Here is a 14871-nt window from a genome sequence, read left to right on the forward strand (position 1 = left end):
CCCCATCCGGTCGCCACTGTTATCCTCATGCACGGACTCGGCGCCGACGGCAACGACTTCGTGTCGATCGTCAACGAGCTCGACCTGTCGGCCGTCGGTGCGGTGCGCTTCGTCTTTCCCAACGCGCCGGTCATCCCGGTCACTATCAACGGCGGCTATGCCATGCCGGCGTGGTACGACATCGCCGTGGCCGATCTCGGGTCGCGTGAAGACGAAGCCGGCTTGCGGCGCTCGCGCATCGCCATCGAGGCGCTGATCGCGCACGAAAAATCCCGTGGTATTCCGGCCGATCGCATCGTCGTCGCCGGCTTTTCGCAAGGCTGTGCCATGGCGCTCATGACCGGCCTGCGCCACGGCGAGCGGCTGGCCGGCATCGTCGGCCTGTCTGGCTACCTGCCGATCGCCTCGACCACCGCCGCTGAGCGACACGCCGCCAACCACGACACGCCCGTTTTCATGGGCCATGGCACGCGCGACGGTGTGGTGCCGATGGCGCGCGCCATCGAGTCCCGGAACGCACTCACCGCCATGGGATACGAGGTCGAGTGGCACAGCTACCCGATGGAACATTCGGTCTGCATGGAGGAGATCGCCGATATCAACGCATTCCTGCTGCGCGTGCTGCGGGACGAGGAAGACACGGGAGCCGCCTCATGACCCTGTTACCCGGACAAGCAGCACTTTCTACCTGAAACGCCATGGCCCCCAGCCAGCAGCGACGGCCTGACCGTGCTACCTTCCAGCCCCAAGATTGAGGGGCATAACTATATGAGCAGCATATTGCAGAAGCGTTTGGCTTCGCTTTCGCCGGGGCGCCTGAAGGGCATGCGCCGCGGCATCGAGAAAGAAAGCTTGCGTTCTGCGGCCGACGGCGCGCTGGCTTTGACGCCGCATCCGTCGGCATTGGGTTCTGCGCTCACGCACCCGCACATCACCACGGATTTCAGCGAATCGCAGGTCGAACTCATCACCGGCGTGCATGGCGATGTCGACGCGGCGCTCGACGAGCTGACCCGTGTTCACCAATTCACTTACCGCGTGCTCGATGCCGCTGGCGACGAGCGGCTTTGGGTGTCGAGCATGCCGTGCGGCTTGCCGACCGACGAGACGATTCCGATCGGGCGTTACGGCTCCTCGAACGTCGGGCGCGCCAAGAGCGTCTACCGCATGGGGCTGAGCCATCGCTACGGCCGGCGCATGCAGACTATTTCCGGCATTCACTACAACTGGTCTCTGCCGGGTGTCGGTAGCGACCAGTACTTCGGGCTGATCCGAAACTTCAGGCGCCATGCGTTCTTGCTTCTGTACCTTTTCGGCGCGTCACCGGCACTGTGCAGCAGCTTCGTCGCCGGCCGGCCGCACGAGCTTCAGCCGCTTGGCGAGGGCAGCGTGCACATGCCGCACGGCACGTCGTTGCGCATGGGCCGGCTCGGCTACCAGAGCGATGCACAGGCCTCGCTGGCGGTGAGCTACAACAGCCTCGACGGTTATGGCGCCTCGCTGCAAGACGCGTTGACGCGTCCGTGGCCGGCTTACCAGGCCATCGGCATCCAGAACCTGGGCGGCGACTACAACCAGCTCGCGACCAGCCTGCTGCAGATCGAGAACGAGTTCTACGGCACCATCCGGCCCAAACGGGTGATCTACCCCGGCGAGCGTCCGCTGCATGCGTTGCGCGAGCGCGGCGTCGAGTACGTCGAGGTGCGGCTTATGGACCTCGATCCGTTCGAGCCGGTCGGCATCAACGCGCAGACCATGCGCTTCATCGACGTATTCCTGCTGCATTGCCTTTTGAGCAACAGCCCCGACGACACGCCGCAAGAAATTGCCGAGCTTGCGCACAACCAGCATCTGACAGCAGCGCGCGGCCGCGAGCCAGGACTCACCCTGCAGCGTGGTGGCCGCGAAGTGCCTTTGGTGGAGTGGGGCGCGGAGCTGGTGGCGGAGTGCCTGCCGATCGCAGCCGCGCTCGATGCGGTGCACGGCGACACGTTGCATAGCGACGCCGTGCATGCGGCCGCCGATGCCCTGCGGAATTCCGGCAGTCTGCCGTCGGCACGCGTGCTGGCCGCGATGAAGGCATCGCACGCCGATTCGTTCACCGGCTTCATCAGGGCGCAGTCCGAATCGACGCGCGTTGCGTTGCTCGCCTCGCCGTGGACAGCGGGGCAGCAAGCGACCTTCGAGCGCATGACGCAGACTTCGATCGAGGAGCAAAAACGCATAGAGGCAGCCGACACCTTGCCGTTCGAAATCTATCGCGAGCAGTACGTTTCGCCGGCGCGCCTGGGGTTGCGTGGGCGGACGGCCATGACGGCCTGAGCGGAACAACCGCACAGTCCATGAAGGTGCGTGGTAGGTGCCGACCTACTCGCATTGGCCTGCATGGCTCACCTTCGTGGTGCGAGACGCACGCATGATGCAATCGTGCTCCAGCATTCGTTCCACACACAGCCGCTACCTGACGATCCCATGACTTTCAAGACCTACCTGGTCGAAGACAGCCCGGTGATCCGGGACAACCTCGTCGGGTTTCTCGAAGACATCGCTCACGCCGAAGTCGTTGCCCATGCCAGCAGTGAAGACGAAGCGGTTGCTTGGCTGAAGTCGCATCACGACCAGTGGGACATCGCGATCATCGATCTGTTTCTCGAGCAGGGAAACGGTCTGGAGGTCGTCGGAGCTTGCCGCGGCAGGTCGTTGGACCAAAAGGTCGTGGTGCTGACGAACTATGCGACGCCAGCGATGCGTGCGCGGGCCAAGGCCCTGGGTGCCGATGCGTTCTTCGACAAGTCCGCGGAGATCGACGAGTTGGTCGAGTACTGCGAACGGCTTGGCGCCACGCGGCGTTAGCTCGCCCTAAGCCGAGCAGAAGTCGTGTCGTGTCACGACGGTGCGTCGTGCAGTGGTATCTCTTGCGGTAAAACTGCTTCCGTTATCGACAACGGAACGCTACGCATGAGCAACATCAGCAACACCATAGACAAGACTGGCAAGATCGACTTCGGGGGCCGCGTCGCGATCGTGACGGGCGCGGGCGGCGGCCTTGGTCGTCAGCACGCGTTGGCGCTGGCGCAGCGCGGCGCCAAAGTGCTCGTCAACGACCTCGGCGGTGCGCTCGACGGGGCAGGTGGATCGACCAGTGCGGCGCAGCGGGTGGTCGACGAAATCAAGGCTGCGGGTGGCGAGGCCATCGCCAATGGCGCCTCGGTGACCGATTTCGAGGCGGTACAGGCGATGGTGCAGCAGGCGATGGACGCCTGGGGCCGCGTCGACATCCTCGTGAACAACGCCGGCATCCTGCGCGACAAGAGCTTCAGCAAGATGGAACTCGAGGATTTCAGGCTGGTGGTCGACGTTCACCTGATGGGCGCAGTGCATTGCAGCAAGGCGGTGTGGGCCATCATGAACGCGCAGAAATACGGCCGCATCGTGATGACGACTTCGTCTTCCGGCCTCTATGGCAACTTCGGCCAAAGCAACTACGGCGCAGCCAAGATGGCGCTCGTCGGCCTGATGCAGACGCTGAGCATCGAAGGCGCAAAGAATGACATCCGCGTGAACTGCCTGGCGCCGACGGCGGCCACGCGCATGACAGAGGGCCTGATGTCGAAAGAAGTGCTGGATGCGCTCAAGCCTGAAGCGGTGGTGCCGGCGATGTTGGTGCTTGCGGCGCAGGATGCGCCGACGCGGACGATTTTGTGTGCCGGTGCGGGTACCTTCGAAGCTGCCCACATCACGCTCACCGCGGGTGCCTTCATCGGCATTGGTGGCGATGCGCCGGAGCAGTTGGCAGCACGCCTCGCCGAAGTCACCGACCGCGCTGGCGAGATCGTGCCGCAAAGCGGGTCGGCACAGGGCGGCAACGAAGTCGGCAAAGCGCTAGCCGCCGCGCGTTGAGCGCACGCTGAGTTAATCCGGTATCAGGCTGTCGTCCTTACGGATGGAGTCGTGATCGCGGTGGCTGTTCAGGCGGCCCAACGTGCTGTCGAGCAGGCGCTTGAGCTTGCCGGTAGCGCCGCGGAACGCCTCATCCATGGTGTGGCCATGCTGTGTGACCGCCAGTGGCTGGTGGTGGGCCAGACGGGCCTCCATGACGCAGCACTTGTCGTCGGCCCCGGCCTTGCCATGGTTCTCGTCGCTCAGGTGGATCTCGACCCGCATCACGTCTTCTGCGAAACGGCTGAGGTGCTGCCTGATTTCGGCGTCGGCCCAGCGTTCCAGCGTTTCCTTGTTTTCGACGCCATTGCTTGTATTGACCTGAATTTGCATGTTTGTGTCTCTCTGAGTGCACGCGAATATGCGAACCCCTACTGTGCTCCCAAAATCGGAAAGGCGAATGTAGGTCTCGGGGCACATCACAATTGGTCACTTCAGATTCACGCAACGGGCGCACTGCGCACCGAGAAAGAAGTTAGTCCCCATGGCCATTCAGTGGTTTCCCGGCCATATGCATTTGACGCAAAAGGCCATTGCCGAACGTGTCAAGGACACCGATGTCGTCATCGAGTTGCTCGATGCGCGCTTGCCTGCTTCCAGCGCCAACCCAATGCTGTCGCAGCTCACGTCGTCGCGGCCCACGCTCAAGGTTCTCAACAAGCAGGACCTGGCCGACCCGGCACGCACGGCGCAATGGCTCGCGCACTTCAACGCGCAACCGGCCACGCGCGCGATCGGCCTCGATGCGAGCCAGAGCACGCCGGCACAGCAACTGGTCAAGGCATGTCATGAACTGGCGCCGAATCGCGGTGGTCTCGCCAAGCCGATGCGCGTGCTGATCTGCGGCATTCCCAACGTCGGCAAGTCGACCCTCATCAACACGCTCACCGGCAGCAAGAAGGCCAAGACCGGCGACGAAGCCGGCATCACCAAGCTGGAACAGCGCATCACGCTGACCGACGATTTCTATCTGTACGACACGCCCGGCATGCTGTGGCCGCGCATCATCGTGGCCAAGAGCGGCTACAACCTGGCCGCCAGCGGCGCCATCGGCCGCAATGCCTTCGACGACGAAGAGGTCGCGCTCGAACTGCTGGCCTACCTGAAGACGCACTATCCAGCGGCCGTCGCGACGCGCTTCAAGCTCGACATGACCGCGCACGATATCGCGGCCATGAAGGATGAAGATTTGCTGGAAGCCATCGCGCGGAAACGCGGCGCCATTTTGGGCAAAGGGCGCGTCAATTTGCAGAAGGCGTCGGAGATCGTGATGCATGAATTCCGTGCCGGCAACTTCGGTCGCATCACGCTGGAAACACCCGAAGAGTTCGCGCAATGGCTGGCGGCCGGGCAGCAACTCGATGCCGAACGCCAGATGAAAAAAGAGGCGCGTGGCAGCAAGAGAGGCGCTGGTGGACGCGCACCGGATGCCGACGCGCCTGCCGAATCGAGCTGACCCTGTCGGACCCTACCGCAACCTGTCGGCACGGGTCGCGACTGACGACGACGTCCTTCAACGCTCCTGCAACCGCGCTTCTTTCGGGTAGCTGATGGTGTAGTCCGCCGCCACGCTCAAGCTCTTGCCCGCGTCGAGGTCGGCGGTCCACATCGCCATGCCGGGCTGCTTGTTCCAGGCGAAGTCCGATGGCTGCGGCGCGAAGGTCGCAGCCACGCGAACTTGCTCGTCGACAGACACTGGTGCCGCCTCGAGCACCTGCACTGCTATCGGCGTCTTGTGGCGGTTCTCGATCACGTAGCCGCGCTGCACCTTGCGCTCGGCGCGCGTGCCGACGAAGCCACCGCTGCCTTGGCTGTCGCGCTCGGGCTCTACCTGAACGCGCACAAGTTCGTCACGTCCGAAGGAGAGGTTGAGTCGAGCGTCGCTGGCCGTCGGCCACTGACCATTGCCGACGAACGCCCCATCGCGATAGAGCTGTACCGGGCCTGCCGGCCAGACGCCAGCAGGGCGAACCAGGTCCGCGACAAGATAGGCGCTTGCATCGACACGCGGGCTCGTGCGCGCGGCAAGCCTGGCGGTGTCTTCATGCTGCCCTAGCGCCATGGCGACACGCTGGCCGTTGGATGGCACGTCGATAGGTTGTGCGACGTTGAACTCGGTCGCAAAGCTGCCCTCGAACACGCTCACGTCGAAGAGCGGTGCAAGTGGCGCATCTTGCAGCGACTGCCTTTTCGCCATCATGGCCGGCGACGCCGGGGCAGGGGCGCCGGCTGCAAAGCGCGTTGATTCGTTGGCCGTGGCGCGTGGTGGCGGCTCGACACCGATGCGCCACGGCGAAGGCAACCGGCCACTGGTTTCGCGCCGCGGTTGACCGGTCGACAGCACGAGTTTGACGCCGCGCCAGTCTTCGCCGGTCGATTGCGCCACGAGTGCCTGGCGTTCGATGCGCAACTTGCGTGTCGTGGTGTCGAGCAGCGCGCGGTACGCGGGCGTCCAGCCCGGTCCGGCGACCTGGTAGCTGAGGCGGATGTCTGCATCGGAGCCCGCGGCGAGGTTGACCGTGACAGCCACGACGTTGGCGCCTTCACCGCCCTGCGTTCTGGCACGTTCGGCCACGAGAGGGCTCAGTTGGCGATCGACATCGGATTGACGGCGTTCGATGAGGTGCTGCTTTTGCAGGGCGTCCTGGCCCGTGCGACGCAATGCGTCGGCAACGGATGCGAGGTTCCTGGCATCCATCGCGACACGCTTGCTCGCGGCGTCCACACCGGGTCCGTCACCCGTGCCGGCAAAGCCTTTGAGGTAGCCCGTGACCAGTCCGAGCGCGTCGGTTTCGGCTTGTAGCGACGCCTTCTGATCTTCAAGTTCGCGGATGCGCGCATCCAGCGCGTTGCCGCTGCACCGTGCCGACAGCGCACGCGGTTCCGTGAGCACCGACGTCTCGCCCAGCCGCACCGATGCATCCGCCGACACCTGCAGGCTCTGCACGTCGAGCGTTGCGGGCAAGCAGGCGAAGGTGATCGTCCGGCTACCGGCCACGACGCGTGCCACGCGTTCGACAGTCGCGCTGCCGGGGTAGACCTTGACCTGGGTGATGCGGGAGTCGGGGCTGGCCGCATTTGCCTGCGCCTCGGCGCCGACGGCGAGCAGGAGCACGGCAAGGCCGATACCAGCGATCTTGAAGGGACGGGCGCGTATTGCAGAGGACAAAGGCAAGGTCGGCTTCATGAGCAAGGCTTTCGGATGTGATGGATCGGATTCGTCGACCCTTGCTCATACGGCCGAGCTCGGCAAGCAGGGTTAAAGCGGAGTTAATTCACGCAACCCACAGCAAACGAACTCAGGTAGCGAGAGGGTCGCGCCTGTGCAGTGTTTACCTTTGGATACACTCGTCATCCAATCATCGTTTTCTCAAAAATGCCATCCGACAGTCCTCAGTCGTTGCGCCGGCTGCTCCGGGGCGTTCTCCTTTTCATCGGTTTGTTCGCATTGGTTTGGGTGGCACTCGACTTCGCCCATCAGAAGCTGCGATACGTACAGGCCGGCTCCGATCTGGTTCTGGAAGAAAAGTACGACAAGCTCTCCAAACAAGCGCTTTTTTCGGGCCAGGAGAAGTACCGCGTGATCGCGATGGGCAACAGCAAGACGCTCAGCAGCTTCAAGCCCGACGTCTTCGATGCCGCCTTCCCCAGCGACGTGCGCTCGTACAACTTCGGCTTGCCGGGCGAGTCGCAGTTCCTGCCGGTGTTGCGATCGATCCTGGCGAGCGGCAACCGGCCTACGCACCTGCTGCTGCAGCTGCCCTGGGCGCCTCCCGATGCCGCTGCCAAGGCATTGCCGCTGCTCAAGGACGACAACCGCATCCTGATGACGCTGATCCCGTTTCGGCGCTTCTTCCGCGACCTGACGCTGTTCGTCTTTCAGTCGCTTCACACCGGCGTCGGGGCCGGGTGGATGCGCATCAAGGGCGAGATCGACTCGGTGGAAAAAAACCGGGGCTGGTACTTCATCAGCGGGCAGAGCCGCTATCCGAATGGGCAGTTACCAGATGACTTTGCATTGGCCTCGGACAACGCACAGGCGACGCCGGTGCGCGCACTGGCCCCCTCGGGCGACGACTACGCCGCCTTGCTGGCGCTTGCAAAACAATACGAATTCAAGGTGGTGCTTGTTCCGTGGTCTGCGCGCACCGGTGAGTACGCACCCGCTGAGAACAGCGGCAGCGGCGCCGCCAAAGTGGTGTCGCAGTCGCCGTACATCGCGGAGCGCGGGCCCAACTACTGGCTGTATCCGCCACCGTCCTTTTCCGACCCGGTCCATATGAATTCGGGCGGTGCCGAGGCCTACACGAAGCGTCTCGCCGCATTTCTCAAGGACGCTGGGGAGTTGAAGTAATGCTGTTCAATTCCTTCGAGTTCTTCGGATTTTTCGGCATTTTCCTGCTCGTCTATTTTTCGAGCCCGTTTCGCTACCGGCCATGGATTTTGCTGGTCGCCAGCTACGTGTTCTACATGAGCTGGGAGCCGAAGTTCGTGCTGCTGTTGCTGTTCACGACACTGGTCGATTTTTCGACTGCACTGGTCATGGCCAACAGCGGCAAGCCGCATGTGCGCAAGCTCGCGATGGTGACTGCGCTCGTGCTCAACTTCGGCATTCTCATCGTGCTGAAGTACGGCAGGTTCCTGGTTGCAAACGCAGAGGCGGTGGCACATTCCGCCGGCGTTGGCGGTCACTGGAACATGGTGCAGTTCGTGTTGCCGGTGGGTATTTCTTTCTACACGTTCCAGTCGGTCGGCTACACGCTCGACGTCTACTTCAAGCGCACGCCGGCAGAGCGAAATTTGCTGACCTACGCACAGTACGTCGCGTTCTTTCCGCAACTGGTGGCAGGACCGATCGAGCGTGCCAGCCACATGCTTGGGCAGTTCAAGGCGCGCCACTATTTCAAGGCAGAGAACGTCTCGCCGGCGATGTGGCTCATCGGCTGGGGCCTGTTCAAGAAGATGTGCGTCGCCGACCAGATAGCGCCGTTCGTCAATGCGATCTACAGCGACCCGGGCAACTATTCGGGTAGCTACACGCTGTTGGCGACGGTGCTGTTCGCCATCCAGATCTATTGCGATTTTTCAGGCTATTCGAGCATCGCGCGCGGCGTTGCCAAGCTGTTCGACTTCGAGCTGATGATCAATTTCAGGCAGCCGTATTTTTCCCGCTCGCTGTCGGAGTTCTGGGGCCGCTGGCACATCTCGCTCTCGACCTGGTTCCGCGACTATCTCTACAAGCCGCTGGGTGGCAGCCGCGGCACGCACTCGAACACGCTGCGCAACGTGCTCATCGTTTTCGTCATCAGCGGCATCTGGCACGGTGCGTCGTGGTGCTTCGCGGTCTGGGGCCTGATGCACGGCATGGGGCTGGTGGTCGAACGCATCGTTCGCTGGAAGGGGCTAGACACCGTCGGCGGCGCAACCATCGCAGCGCGCTTTGCCCGTGGTGCTTTCGGCTGGGCTGCGACCATGGTCGTGGTGCTGGTCGGCTGGGTCTTTTTTCGTGCGTCCACGTTGGGTGATGCGTGGACCGTGCTCAAGGGCTTTCAGCACCTCACCGCACTCGACTACGGCACGTTCAAGGTACTGGGTTTCGCGAGCTTCGAGATCTTGCTGGCGGCCCTGTTCATTCCTTTCACCTTCATCGTCGAATGGGTCGTGAGCAAAGACCGTTACCAGGACATCGACCAGCTGGTCGGGCCGCGCATGTCGATCGTGCTCGGCGTGGCACTGACCTATGTGATCTTGCTGTTCGGCGTGTTTGGCCGCCGCGAGTTCATCTACTTCCAGTTTTGAACGGCAGCGAGACGCCGGTGTTTTTTCATGTTCGGTTGTCTCCGTTATTTTTATGAAAAAGGGCAGGGCCGATCACCCGTGCCCGGTGCAGTGCGCTGACGCTTGTCACTCTTTCAGCTTGATCTTTCCCTCGCGCACGTAGCGGTCGTACTCGTCGCGCGGAATGGCGGTCAGGCCAGCGGTGTTGTCGCCTGCGTCCCAGCTGATGGTTGCACTGTCGGCGGCCAGGTCCACTTCGACCAGGCCCTCGGGAATCGTCAACGGCACGCCGTCGCCGGGGGTATAGGTCACATGGCCTTGAATGGTTGCATGGTGTGTCATGGGTTCTCCTGGGTGCTCCTGGACTCTGGTGGACTCTGCGTATGACAGGCAATCATTACATGCAATCGTGACGGTGCGGAGTGTCAGCGGACTTCGGCGAACTTGGGCAAACTTCGCGTCATGACAACCACAACACAACCATCGGTCGAGCCGCCCATCGAAGTGACCCAGGGCGATCTCTCCGCCTACCGCCAAGGCAACACGGGCGTCGACTACGTGCACCGTTTTGAATCGGGCAAGCCCGGCCCGCACGTGCTCGTCAATGCGCTTACGCATGGCAATGAGATTTGCGGCATGGTCGCGGTGAAGCAACTGCTCGACGCGGGTGTGCGTCCGAAGATCGGCACGCTCACACTCAGCTTTGCCCATGTCGAGGCCTACAACGCTTTCGATCCGTCGAAGCCGTACGAGAACCGGCAGATCGTCCATAACCTCAACCGCATCTGGTCCGACGAATTGCTGGGCGGCACCGAAGACAGCCCCGAGCTTCGTCGGGCCCGCGCACTGCGGCCGGTGGTCGCGGCTGCCGATCACATCCTCGACATCCATTCGACCAGCCAGGACGTCGTGCCGTTCTGGGTGTATCCCGACTTCGCCCGCAACGCCGATACCGCGCTCGCCATCGGACTGCCCTCGGTTCACCTCGTCATGCCCAACGGCTTAGGCTCCGGCACGCCGTTGATCCAGCATGGCTTGCATGCCGGCGCGGACGCGCCCGGCGCTGCGATGGTCGCGGAATGCGGCCAGCATTTCATGCAAAAGACGGCGGATGTCGCGGTTGAAGTGACCGCGCGGTTCCTCGCGTATTTCGGCGTTGTCGAGCGTTCGGGACCGGCGCCCTTGCTCGATGCGCAGCGGCGCTTCGAACTGCTCGAAACGCGCATGGTCATGACCGACCATTTCGCTTTCACGCGGCCGCTCATCGGCTTCGAGACCTTTGCCAAAGGCGAGCTCATCGCGACCGATGGCGATGCCATCGAAATCCGCTCGCCTTGCGACAACTGCACTGTGTTCATGCCGACGCGCGCGCCGATCATCGGGCGTGAAGCGGTGTACTTGACCAAGCCGATTTCCTAAAGCGATTGACCTGAAGCGAATGACTCGCGCGCGCTGGGCCGGCGTGGCCTTCGTTTTTCTCTGGTTTGCGCTTGGCGGCATCGCGCACTTCGTCGCGACCGACACAGAGATGCGCATCGTGCCGCCGTACATTCCATGGCGGCGCGCTGCGGTGTTGATCAGCGGCGTCTTCGAACTGCTTGGAGCCGCCGGCTTGCTCTGGCAACCGACGCGTCGTGCTGCCGGCATGGGGCTTTTTCTGCTGACTCTTGCGGTGACGCCAGCGCACTTCTACATGCTGCAACGGCCGGATTTGTTTCAGTCGATTCCGTACTGGGCGCTGATCTTGCGGCTGCCGATTCAGGTCGCGCTGCTGGCGCTCATAGCCTGGATCACAGCAGAGCCGCCGCCGCGTTGATCCGCCTAGGTCAAACCGGCGTGCCGCCGTATGCCACCGCGAGCAACGCCGCCTGCTGCTCCGGCGTGCGAAGGGCGATCAGCTTCAGCAGCGCCGCGCCGTCTTGCGCCTGAATGCCGTGCTCCTTGGCAAAGGCCAGCGCATCGGGCGTGAAGGTCGAGCTGGTGACGTAGCTGCCGTGCTTGAGCTGGTTTGCCCTCATCACGCCGAAGAAGTCGCGCAGGTCTTTCAGGCCGACTGGCTTAGAGGGCCGATGCTTGCACTGGACGATGCGCGGCGCGTCCATGCGTTTCGATTGAAGCCAGAGGTGGACGCCGCCTTGCTCGCCGTGCGACTTGGCATGCGTCGCAAAGCCGACCTGCGCAAAGAAGGCTTCGGACAAAGCCTCGAAGCGCTGCCATTGCATGGTGGCCAGCACCCGTGGGCTCCAAGCCTGCTCACGGTGCTGGAATGGCGTTGCGGCGGGCATGCGCAGCGCGTACAGCGCCTCGGTCGTCGAAAGGGATGGGGAGGGCGCAGGATAGGTCTCCTCGAATTCGAGGACGGGCTCTCGCTTGAATGTCGATGACGAGTCCATCAACCGGCCGCCACCGTCTTTCGGCGCCTCTTCGCTGTAGCCACCCCATTCTGCTGCCGCATTGCCGCGCCGCATCGTGTAGTGCAAACCCAACAACACCGCACCCAAAATCAAGGCGGCCCAGCCCGCCGGGCGCAGCGCCTGTTCAACGCGCTCGGCGATGGAGCCATGCACCAGGGCCGGAATCACGGTCAGCAGCACGACGCCGGCAACCAACGTCATCAGGCCGGTTCCCAATAGCGCGTTGCCCGTGCGGGCACGAATGACCGGGGCGGCGGGGCTGGCGCGATCGTCTGTAATTTGCGTTGTCATGACCGGCGGTGCTTTCGTAAATGGGGAGGCGCGCCGACTTTATGAGGCAAAACTGCTTACAGCGCAATGCGCACGCTTGGAAGTCGCTAGCAAAAACGTAGCGAAACCGCACGCGAACCAGTTCACGAAAATGCGGATTAAAGCTTGGCGTCAGGCGAAAACACGAACAGCGCCGGGTCGACCATCGCGCGGTTGAGCATCACCGACCAATGCAGATGCGGCCCGGTCACGCGGCCGGTTGCTCCGACGGCTGCAAAGCGCTCGCTCGTTTTCAGCACGTCACCGGGCTTCACGTCGATCGCGCTGAGATGGCAATACATCGTGAGCAGACCGCCGCCATGGTCGAGCCAGACCGTATTGCCGTTGAAGAAGTAGTCGCCAGTGTCGATGACGCGACCCGGCATCGGCGTCAGCACCGGCGTGCCGGTGCCCGCGGCGATGTCCATGCCGCTGTGAGGATTGCGCGACTGCCCGTTGAAGACGCGGCGCAGTCCGAACGAACTGGAGCGACGCCCCGGCACCGGCACGCGCATGTGCAGCGACTGCGCTTGCGGCAAGGGCTCGGTGAAGGTCGCCATGACGATTGCCAGATGATCGCGTTCGCGCTCGTAGCGGGCCTGGTCGGCGGGCGAGAGATCGACCGTGCCGGGGGCAACATTGAGGCGTTGCTCGCGATATTGCTTGGGCGCGATGGCGTAGAGGATGTCGCGCGTCGCTGCATCGTCTTTGACTTGCACCGTGATGCGACCTTCGCCGGGTAAAGCGGCCAACGGAATGCCGACCATCGCCGTCCATTCGATCGGATCGCCTAGCACCAGCAAGGGCACGTCGCTGGTCGTCGTCGCCCGAGGTCGCGTGGCGGCCGGGCCGAGCGACAGACGCGCGACGCCACCCGGCACCTGCGATGCGCTGGGCCAGACATCTGCAGCCGATGGTGTGGTTTGCGAGGGCGAATGAGGCATCTTCGTCGCCGCGACGGCACTACCGACCGTAACCGCCGCAATGGCAGGCAGGGCAACCAGCCCCAGCGCGCCGAGCATGGCCGAGCGCCGATGCAGTACAAAAGTGTGATGTGAAGGCATGCCGCCAGTCTAGCCACCGCCTCGTGTCCGGAGGATGCCCAGCGCATGCGTTACCGAACCGCCATCAAAGTCACACTGCACGCGGCCAAGCGAAGGCTGCGACGTCGAACGGGCAGCTTGGCGCCATGACAATCGGGCCGCTTCGTCTTGAACGCGGCTTACAAAATCAGGGAGTTCAGATTGATCCATTCGAAGAATGTTGGCCGCGCTGCGCGTGCGCTTACCGTGCTGGCTGCTGCACTGGCCACGGCCGGTTTGCTCGGCGCTTGCGGCACACGCGGACCGGTCGCGCCGGAGCCGCCGCCACCATCGGCCACTGCGAGCAACAGCATCGTCATGCCGCGCATCACCTATGGCAGCACACCCAAGGGCGTAAAAATCTTGAAGTCGGACGACAACTGCGACGTGCCCGCATTGCTGCGCCAGAACGTGCAAGACCAGCTCGAAGAACCGCTTTTGTATCTGTTGCCTGCAGCGACCGCAGGCGCCGAGGCGGCACCGGTGTTGAAGATTGAAATCACCGACTTGCTGGCGAACGCGGGCGGCATCTATGGCGGCCCCAAGATTGTCGACATCCACGGCACGCTCGAACGTCCGGGCATGGCACCCACGCAGTTCACCGCGCGGCGTCAGATGTTCATCTACTTCGGCGTGCCGCGCTCGACCTGCAGCATGGTCGGAAGCGTGGCGTACACGCTGGGCAGCGACATCATCAAGTGGATGAAAAAGCCGGTCGACGGTGCGTTCCTGGGCGAGCGCTGAGCCACTCGCGCTCGGACGCTCACACAGCGACAGTGGCCGTCTTCATGCTTCCCGGTGCAAGACCGTCGAGCGTGTACGGCCCGATCGCGGCGCGAATCAGCCGCAGTGTCGGCAAGCCCACGGCCGCCGTCATGCGCCGCACCTGCCGGTTGCGGCCCTCGCTGATCGCCAGCTCGATCCATGCGGTCGGAATCGCCTGTCGGACGCGGATCGGCGGTTGCCGGTCCCACACGTCGGGTGCCGGGTCGAGCAGGCGCGCACGGGCCGGGCGGGTGATGCCGTCGTTCAAATGCACACCCGCGCGCAGTGATGCCAGCGTGGCCTCCGTCGGCACGCCTTCGACCTGCACCCAATAGGTCTTCTCCATCTTGAAACGCGGATCGGCGATGCGCGCCTGCAACTGGCCGTCGTCGGTGAGCAGCAACAGCCCTTCGCTGTCGGCATCGAGCCGGCCCGCCACATAGACGCCGGGGATGTCGATGAAGTCTTTCAGGCCTCGCCAGCGACCTTCAGCGGTGAATTGGCTGAGGACGCCGTAGGGCTTGTTGAAGCAGATGAGGCGGGGCATCGACACAGGCGGAGACATTGAGCGGCAGCATAGCCGC

At 63.3% G+C, this 14871-nt stretch carries 16 protein-coding genes; 10 read left to right on the plus strand and 6 right to left on the minus strand.

Features of this window, described 5'->3' with window-relative positions:
• The 4 genes from QN397_RS23120 to QN397_RS23135 form a co-directional block, all read left to right on the plus strand.
• On the plus strand, positions 1 to 657 hold a 657-nt coding region (locus QN397_RS23120), incomplete at its 5' end, for an alpha/beta hydrolase (RefSeq protein ID WP_323502017.1).
• Positions 658 to 768: 111 nt separating this feature from the next.
• Positions 769 to 2322 (plus strand): glutamate--cysteine ligase, encoded by a 1554-nt coding sequence (gene gshA, locus QN397_RS23125; RefSeq protein WP_323498810.1) that lies wholly within the window; start codon positions 769 to 771, stop codon positions 2320 to 2322.
• A gap of 150 nt (positions 2323 to 2472) precedes the next feature.
• On the plus strand, positions 2473 to 2853 hold the full coding sequence (locus QN397_RS23130) for a response regulator transcription factor (RefSeq protein WP_323498811.1): 381 nt from the start codon (positions 2473 to 2475) through the stop codon (positions 2851 to 2853).
• Positions 2854 to 2958: 105 nt separating this feature from the next.
• Entirely contained in the window at positions 2959 to 3900 is a 942-nt protein-coding gene (locus QN397_RS23135) for an SDR family NAD(P)-dependent oxidoreductase (RefSeq protein WP_323498812.1), read from the plus strand.
• A gap of 12 nt (positions 3901 to 3912) precedes the next feature.
• Here QN397_RS23135 and QN397_RS23140 read toward each other — a convergent pair whose 3' ends face one another.
• Entirely contained in the window at positions 3913 to 4272 is a 360-nt protein-coding gene (locus QN397_RS23140; RefSeq protein WP_323498813.1) for an HPF/RaiA family ribosome-associated protein, read from the minus strand.
• Positions 4273 to 4423: 151 nt separating this feature from the next.
• Between QN397_RS23140 and ylqF the strand changes: the two genes are divergently transcribed.
• Positions 4424 to 5395 (plus strand): ribosome biogenesis GTPase YlqF, encoded by a 972-nt coding sequence (gene ylqF / locus QN397_RS23145; RefSeq protein ID WP_323498814.1) that lies wholly within the window; start codon positions 4424 to 4426, stop codon positions 5393 to 5395.
• 57 nt (positions 5396 to 5452) lie between these two features.
• Here ylqF and QN397_RS23150 read toward each other — a convergent pair whose 3' ends face one another.
• Entirely contained in the window at positions 5453 to 7126 is a 1674-nt protein-coding gene (locus QN397_RS23150) for a mucoidy inhibitor MuiA family protein (RefSeq protein ID WP_323498815.1), read from the minus strand.
• Positions 7127 to 7315: 189 nt separating this feature from the next.
• Here QN397_RS23150 and QN397_RS23155 point away from each other — a divergent pair, with 189 nt between their 5' ends.
• Together QN397_RS23155 and QN397_RS23160 are read left to right on the plus strand one after the other, a co-directional pair.
• Positions 7316 to 8293: a hypothetical protein gene (locus QN397_RS23155; RefSeq protein ID WP_323502018.1), complete on the plus strand. Its 978-nt coding sequence runs from the start codon at positions 7316 to 7318 to the stop codon at positions 8291 to 8293.
• Positions 8293 to 9738 (plus strand): MBOAT family O-acyltransferase, encoded by a 1446-nt coding sequence (locus QN397_RS23160; RefSeq protein ID WP_323498817.1) that lies wholly within the window; start codon positions 8293 to 8295, stop codon positions 9736 to 9738. The genes QN397_RS23155 and QN397_RS23160 overlap by 1 nt, the downstream gene beginning before the upstream one ends.
• A gap of 105 nt (positions 9739 to 9843) precedes the next feature.
• Here QN397_RS23160 and QN397_RS23165 read toward each other — a convergent pair whose 3' ends face one another.
• Entirely contained in the window at positions 9844 to 10059 is a 216-nt protein-coding gene (locus QN397_RS23165) for a hypothetical protein (RefSeq protein WP_187051235.1), read from the minus strand.
• A 120-nt stretch (positions 10060 to 10179) separates the two neighbouring features.
• Here QN397_RS23165 and QN397_RS23170 point away from each other — a divergent pair, with 120 nt between their 5' ends.
• On the plus strand, positions 10180 to 11136 hold the full coding sequence (locus QN397_RS23170) for a succinylglutamate desuccinylase/aspartoacylase domain-containing protein (protein ID WP_323498818.1): 957 nt from the start codon (positions 10180 to 10182) through the stop codon (positions 11134 to 11136).
• Between the two features lie 19 nt (positions 11137 to 11155).
• A complete protein-coding gene (locus tag QN397_RS23175; protein ID WP_323498819.1) occupies positions 11156 to 11533 on the plus strand; it encodes a hypothetical protein in 378 nt (125 codons plus the stop codon).
• 10 nt (positions 11534 to 11543) lie between these two features.
• Here QN397_RS23175 and QN397_RS23180 read toward each other — a convergent pair whose 3' ends face one another.
• Together QN397_RS23180 and QN397_RS23185 are read right to left on the minus strand one after the other, a co-directional pair.
• Positions 11544 to 12422 (minus strand): restriction endonuclease, encoded by an 879-nt coding sequence (locus tag QN397_RS23180; RefSeq protein ID WP_323498820.1) that lies wholly within the window; start codon positions 12420 to 12422, stop codon positions 11544 to 11546.
• Between the two features lie 137 nt (positions 12423 to 12559).
• Positions 12560 to 13504, minus strand: coding sequence for a peptidoglycan DD-metalloendopeptidase family protein (locus QN397_RS23185; protein ID WP_323498822.1), 945 nt, complete (start codon positions 13502 to 13504; stop codon positions 12560 to 12562).
• Positions 13505 to 13684: 180 nt separating this feature from the next.
• Here QN397_RS23185 and QN397_RS23190 point away from each other — a divergent pair, with 180 nt between their 5' ends.
• Positions 13685 to 14266 (plus strand): hypothetical protein, encoded by a 582-nt coding sequence (locus QN397_RS23190; protein WP_323498823.1) that lies wholly within the window; start codon positions 13685 to 13687, stop codon positions 14264 to 14266.
• A gap of 19 nt (positions 14267 to 14285) precedes the next feature.
• Here the strand turns inward: QN397_RS23190 and QN397_RS23195 are convergent, their stop codons facing one another.
• Entirely contained in the window at positions 14286 to 14834 is a 549-nt protein-coding gene (locus QN397_RS23195; RefSeq protein ID WP_323498824.1) for a pseudouridine synthase, read from the minus strand.
• Positions 14835 to 14871 lie beyond the last annotated feature (37 nt).

This window comes from Variovorax sp. RTB1 (assembly GCF_035018765.1).
GTDB lineage: Bacteria > Pseudomonadota > Gammaproteobacteria > Burkholderiales > Burkholderiaceae_C > Variovorax.

Coding starts and splice junctions, on each gene's coding strand:
- gshA (WP_323498810.1), top strand. CDS start 769: ATGAGCAGCATATTGCAGAAGCGTTTGGCTTCGCTTTCGCCGGGGCGC.
- QN397_RS23130 (WP_323498811.1), top strand. CDS start 2,473: ATGACTTTCAAGACCTACCTGGTCGAAGACAGCCCGGTGATCCGGGAC.
- QN397_RS23135 (WP_323498812.1), top strand. CDS start 2,959: ATGAGCAACATCAGCAACACCATAGACAAGACTGGCAAGATCGACTTC.
- QN397_RS23140 (WP_323498813.1), bottom strand. CDS start 4,272: ATGCAAATTCAGGTCAATACAAGCAATGGCGTCGAAAACAAGGAAACG.
- ylqF (WP_323498814.1), top strand. CDS start 4,424: ATGGCCATTCAGTGGTTTCCCGGCCATATGCATTTGACGCAAAAGGCC.
- QN397_RS23150 (WP_323498815.1), bottom strand. CDS start 7,126: ATGAAGCCGACCTTGCCTTTGTCCTCTGCAATACGCGCCCGTCCCTTC.
- QN397_RS23155 (WP_323502018.1), top strand. CDS start 7,316: ATGCCATCCGACAGTCCTCAGTCGTTGCGCCGGCTGCTCCGGGGCGTT.
- QN397_RS23160 (WP_323498817.1), top strand. CDS start 8,293: ATGCTGTTCAATTCCTTCGAGTTCTTCGGATTTTTCGGCATTTTCCTG.
- QN397_RS23165 (WP_187051235.1), bottom strand. CDS start 10,059: ATGACACACCATGCAACCATTCAAGGCCATGTGACCTATACCCCCGGC.
- QN397_RS23170 (WP_323498818.1), top strand. CDS start 10,180: ATGACAACCACAACACAACCATCGGTCGAGCCGCCCATCGAAGTGACC.
- QN397_RS23175 (WP_323498819.1), top strand. CDS start 11,156: ATGACTCGCGCGCGCTGGGCCGGCGTGGCCTTCGTTTTTCTCTGGTTT.
- QN397_RS23180 (WP_323498820.1), bottom strand. CDS start 12,422: ATGACAACGCAAATTACAGACGATCGCGCCAGCCCCGCCGCCCCGGTC.
- QN397_RS23185 (WP_323498822.1), bottom strand. CDS start 13,504: ATGCCTTCACATCACACTTTTGTACTGCATCGGCGCTCGGCCATGCTC.
- QN397_RS23195 (WP_323498824.1), bottom strand. CDS start 14,834: ATGCCCCGCCTCATCTGCTTCAACAAGCCCTACGGCGTCCTCAGCCAA.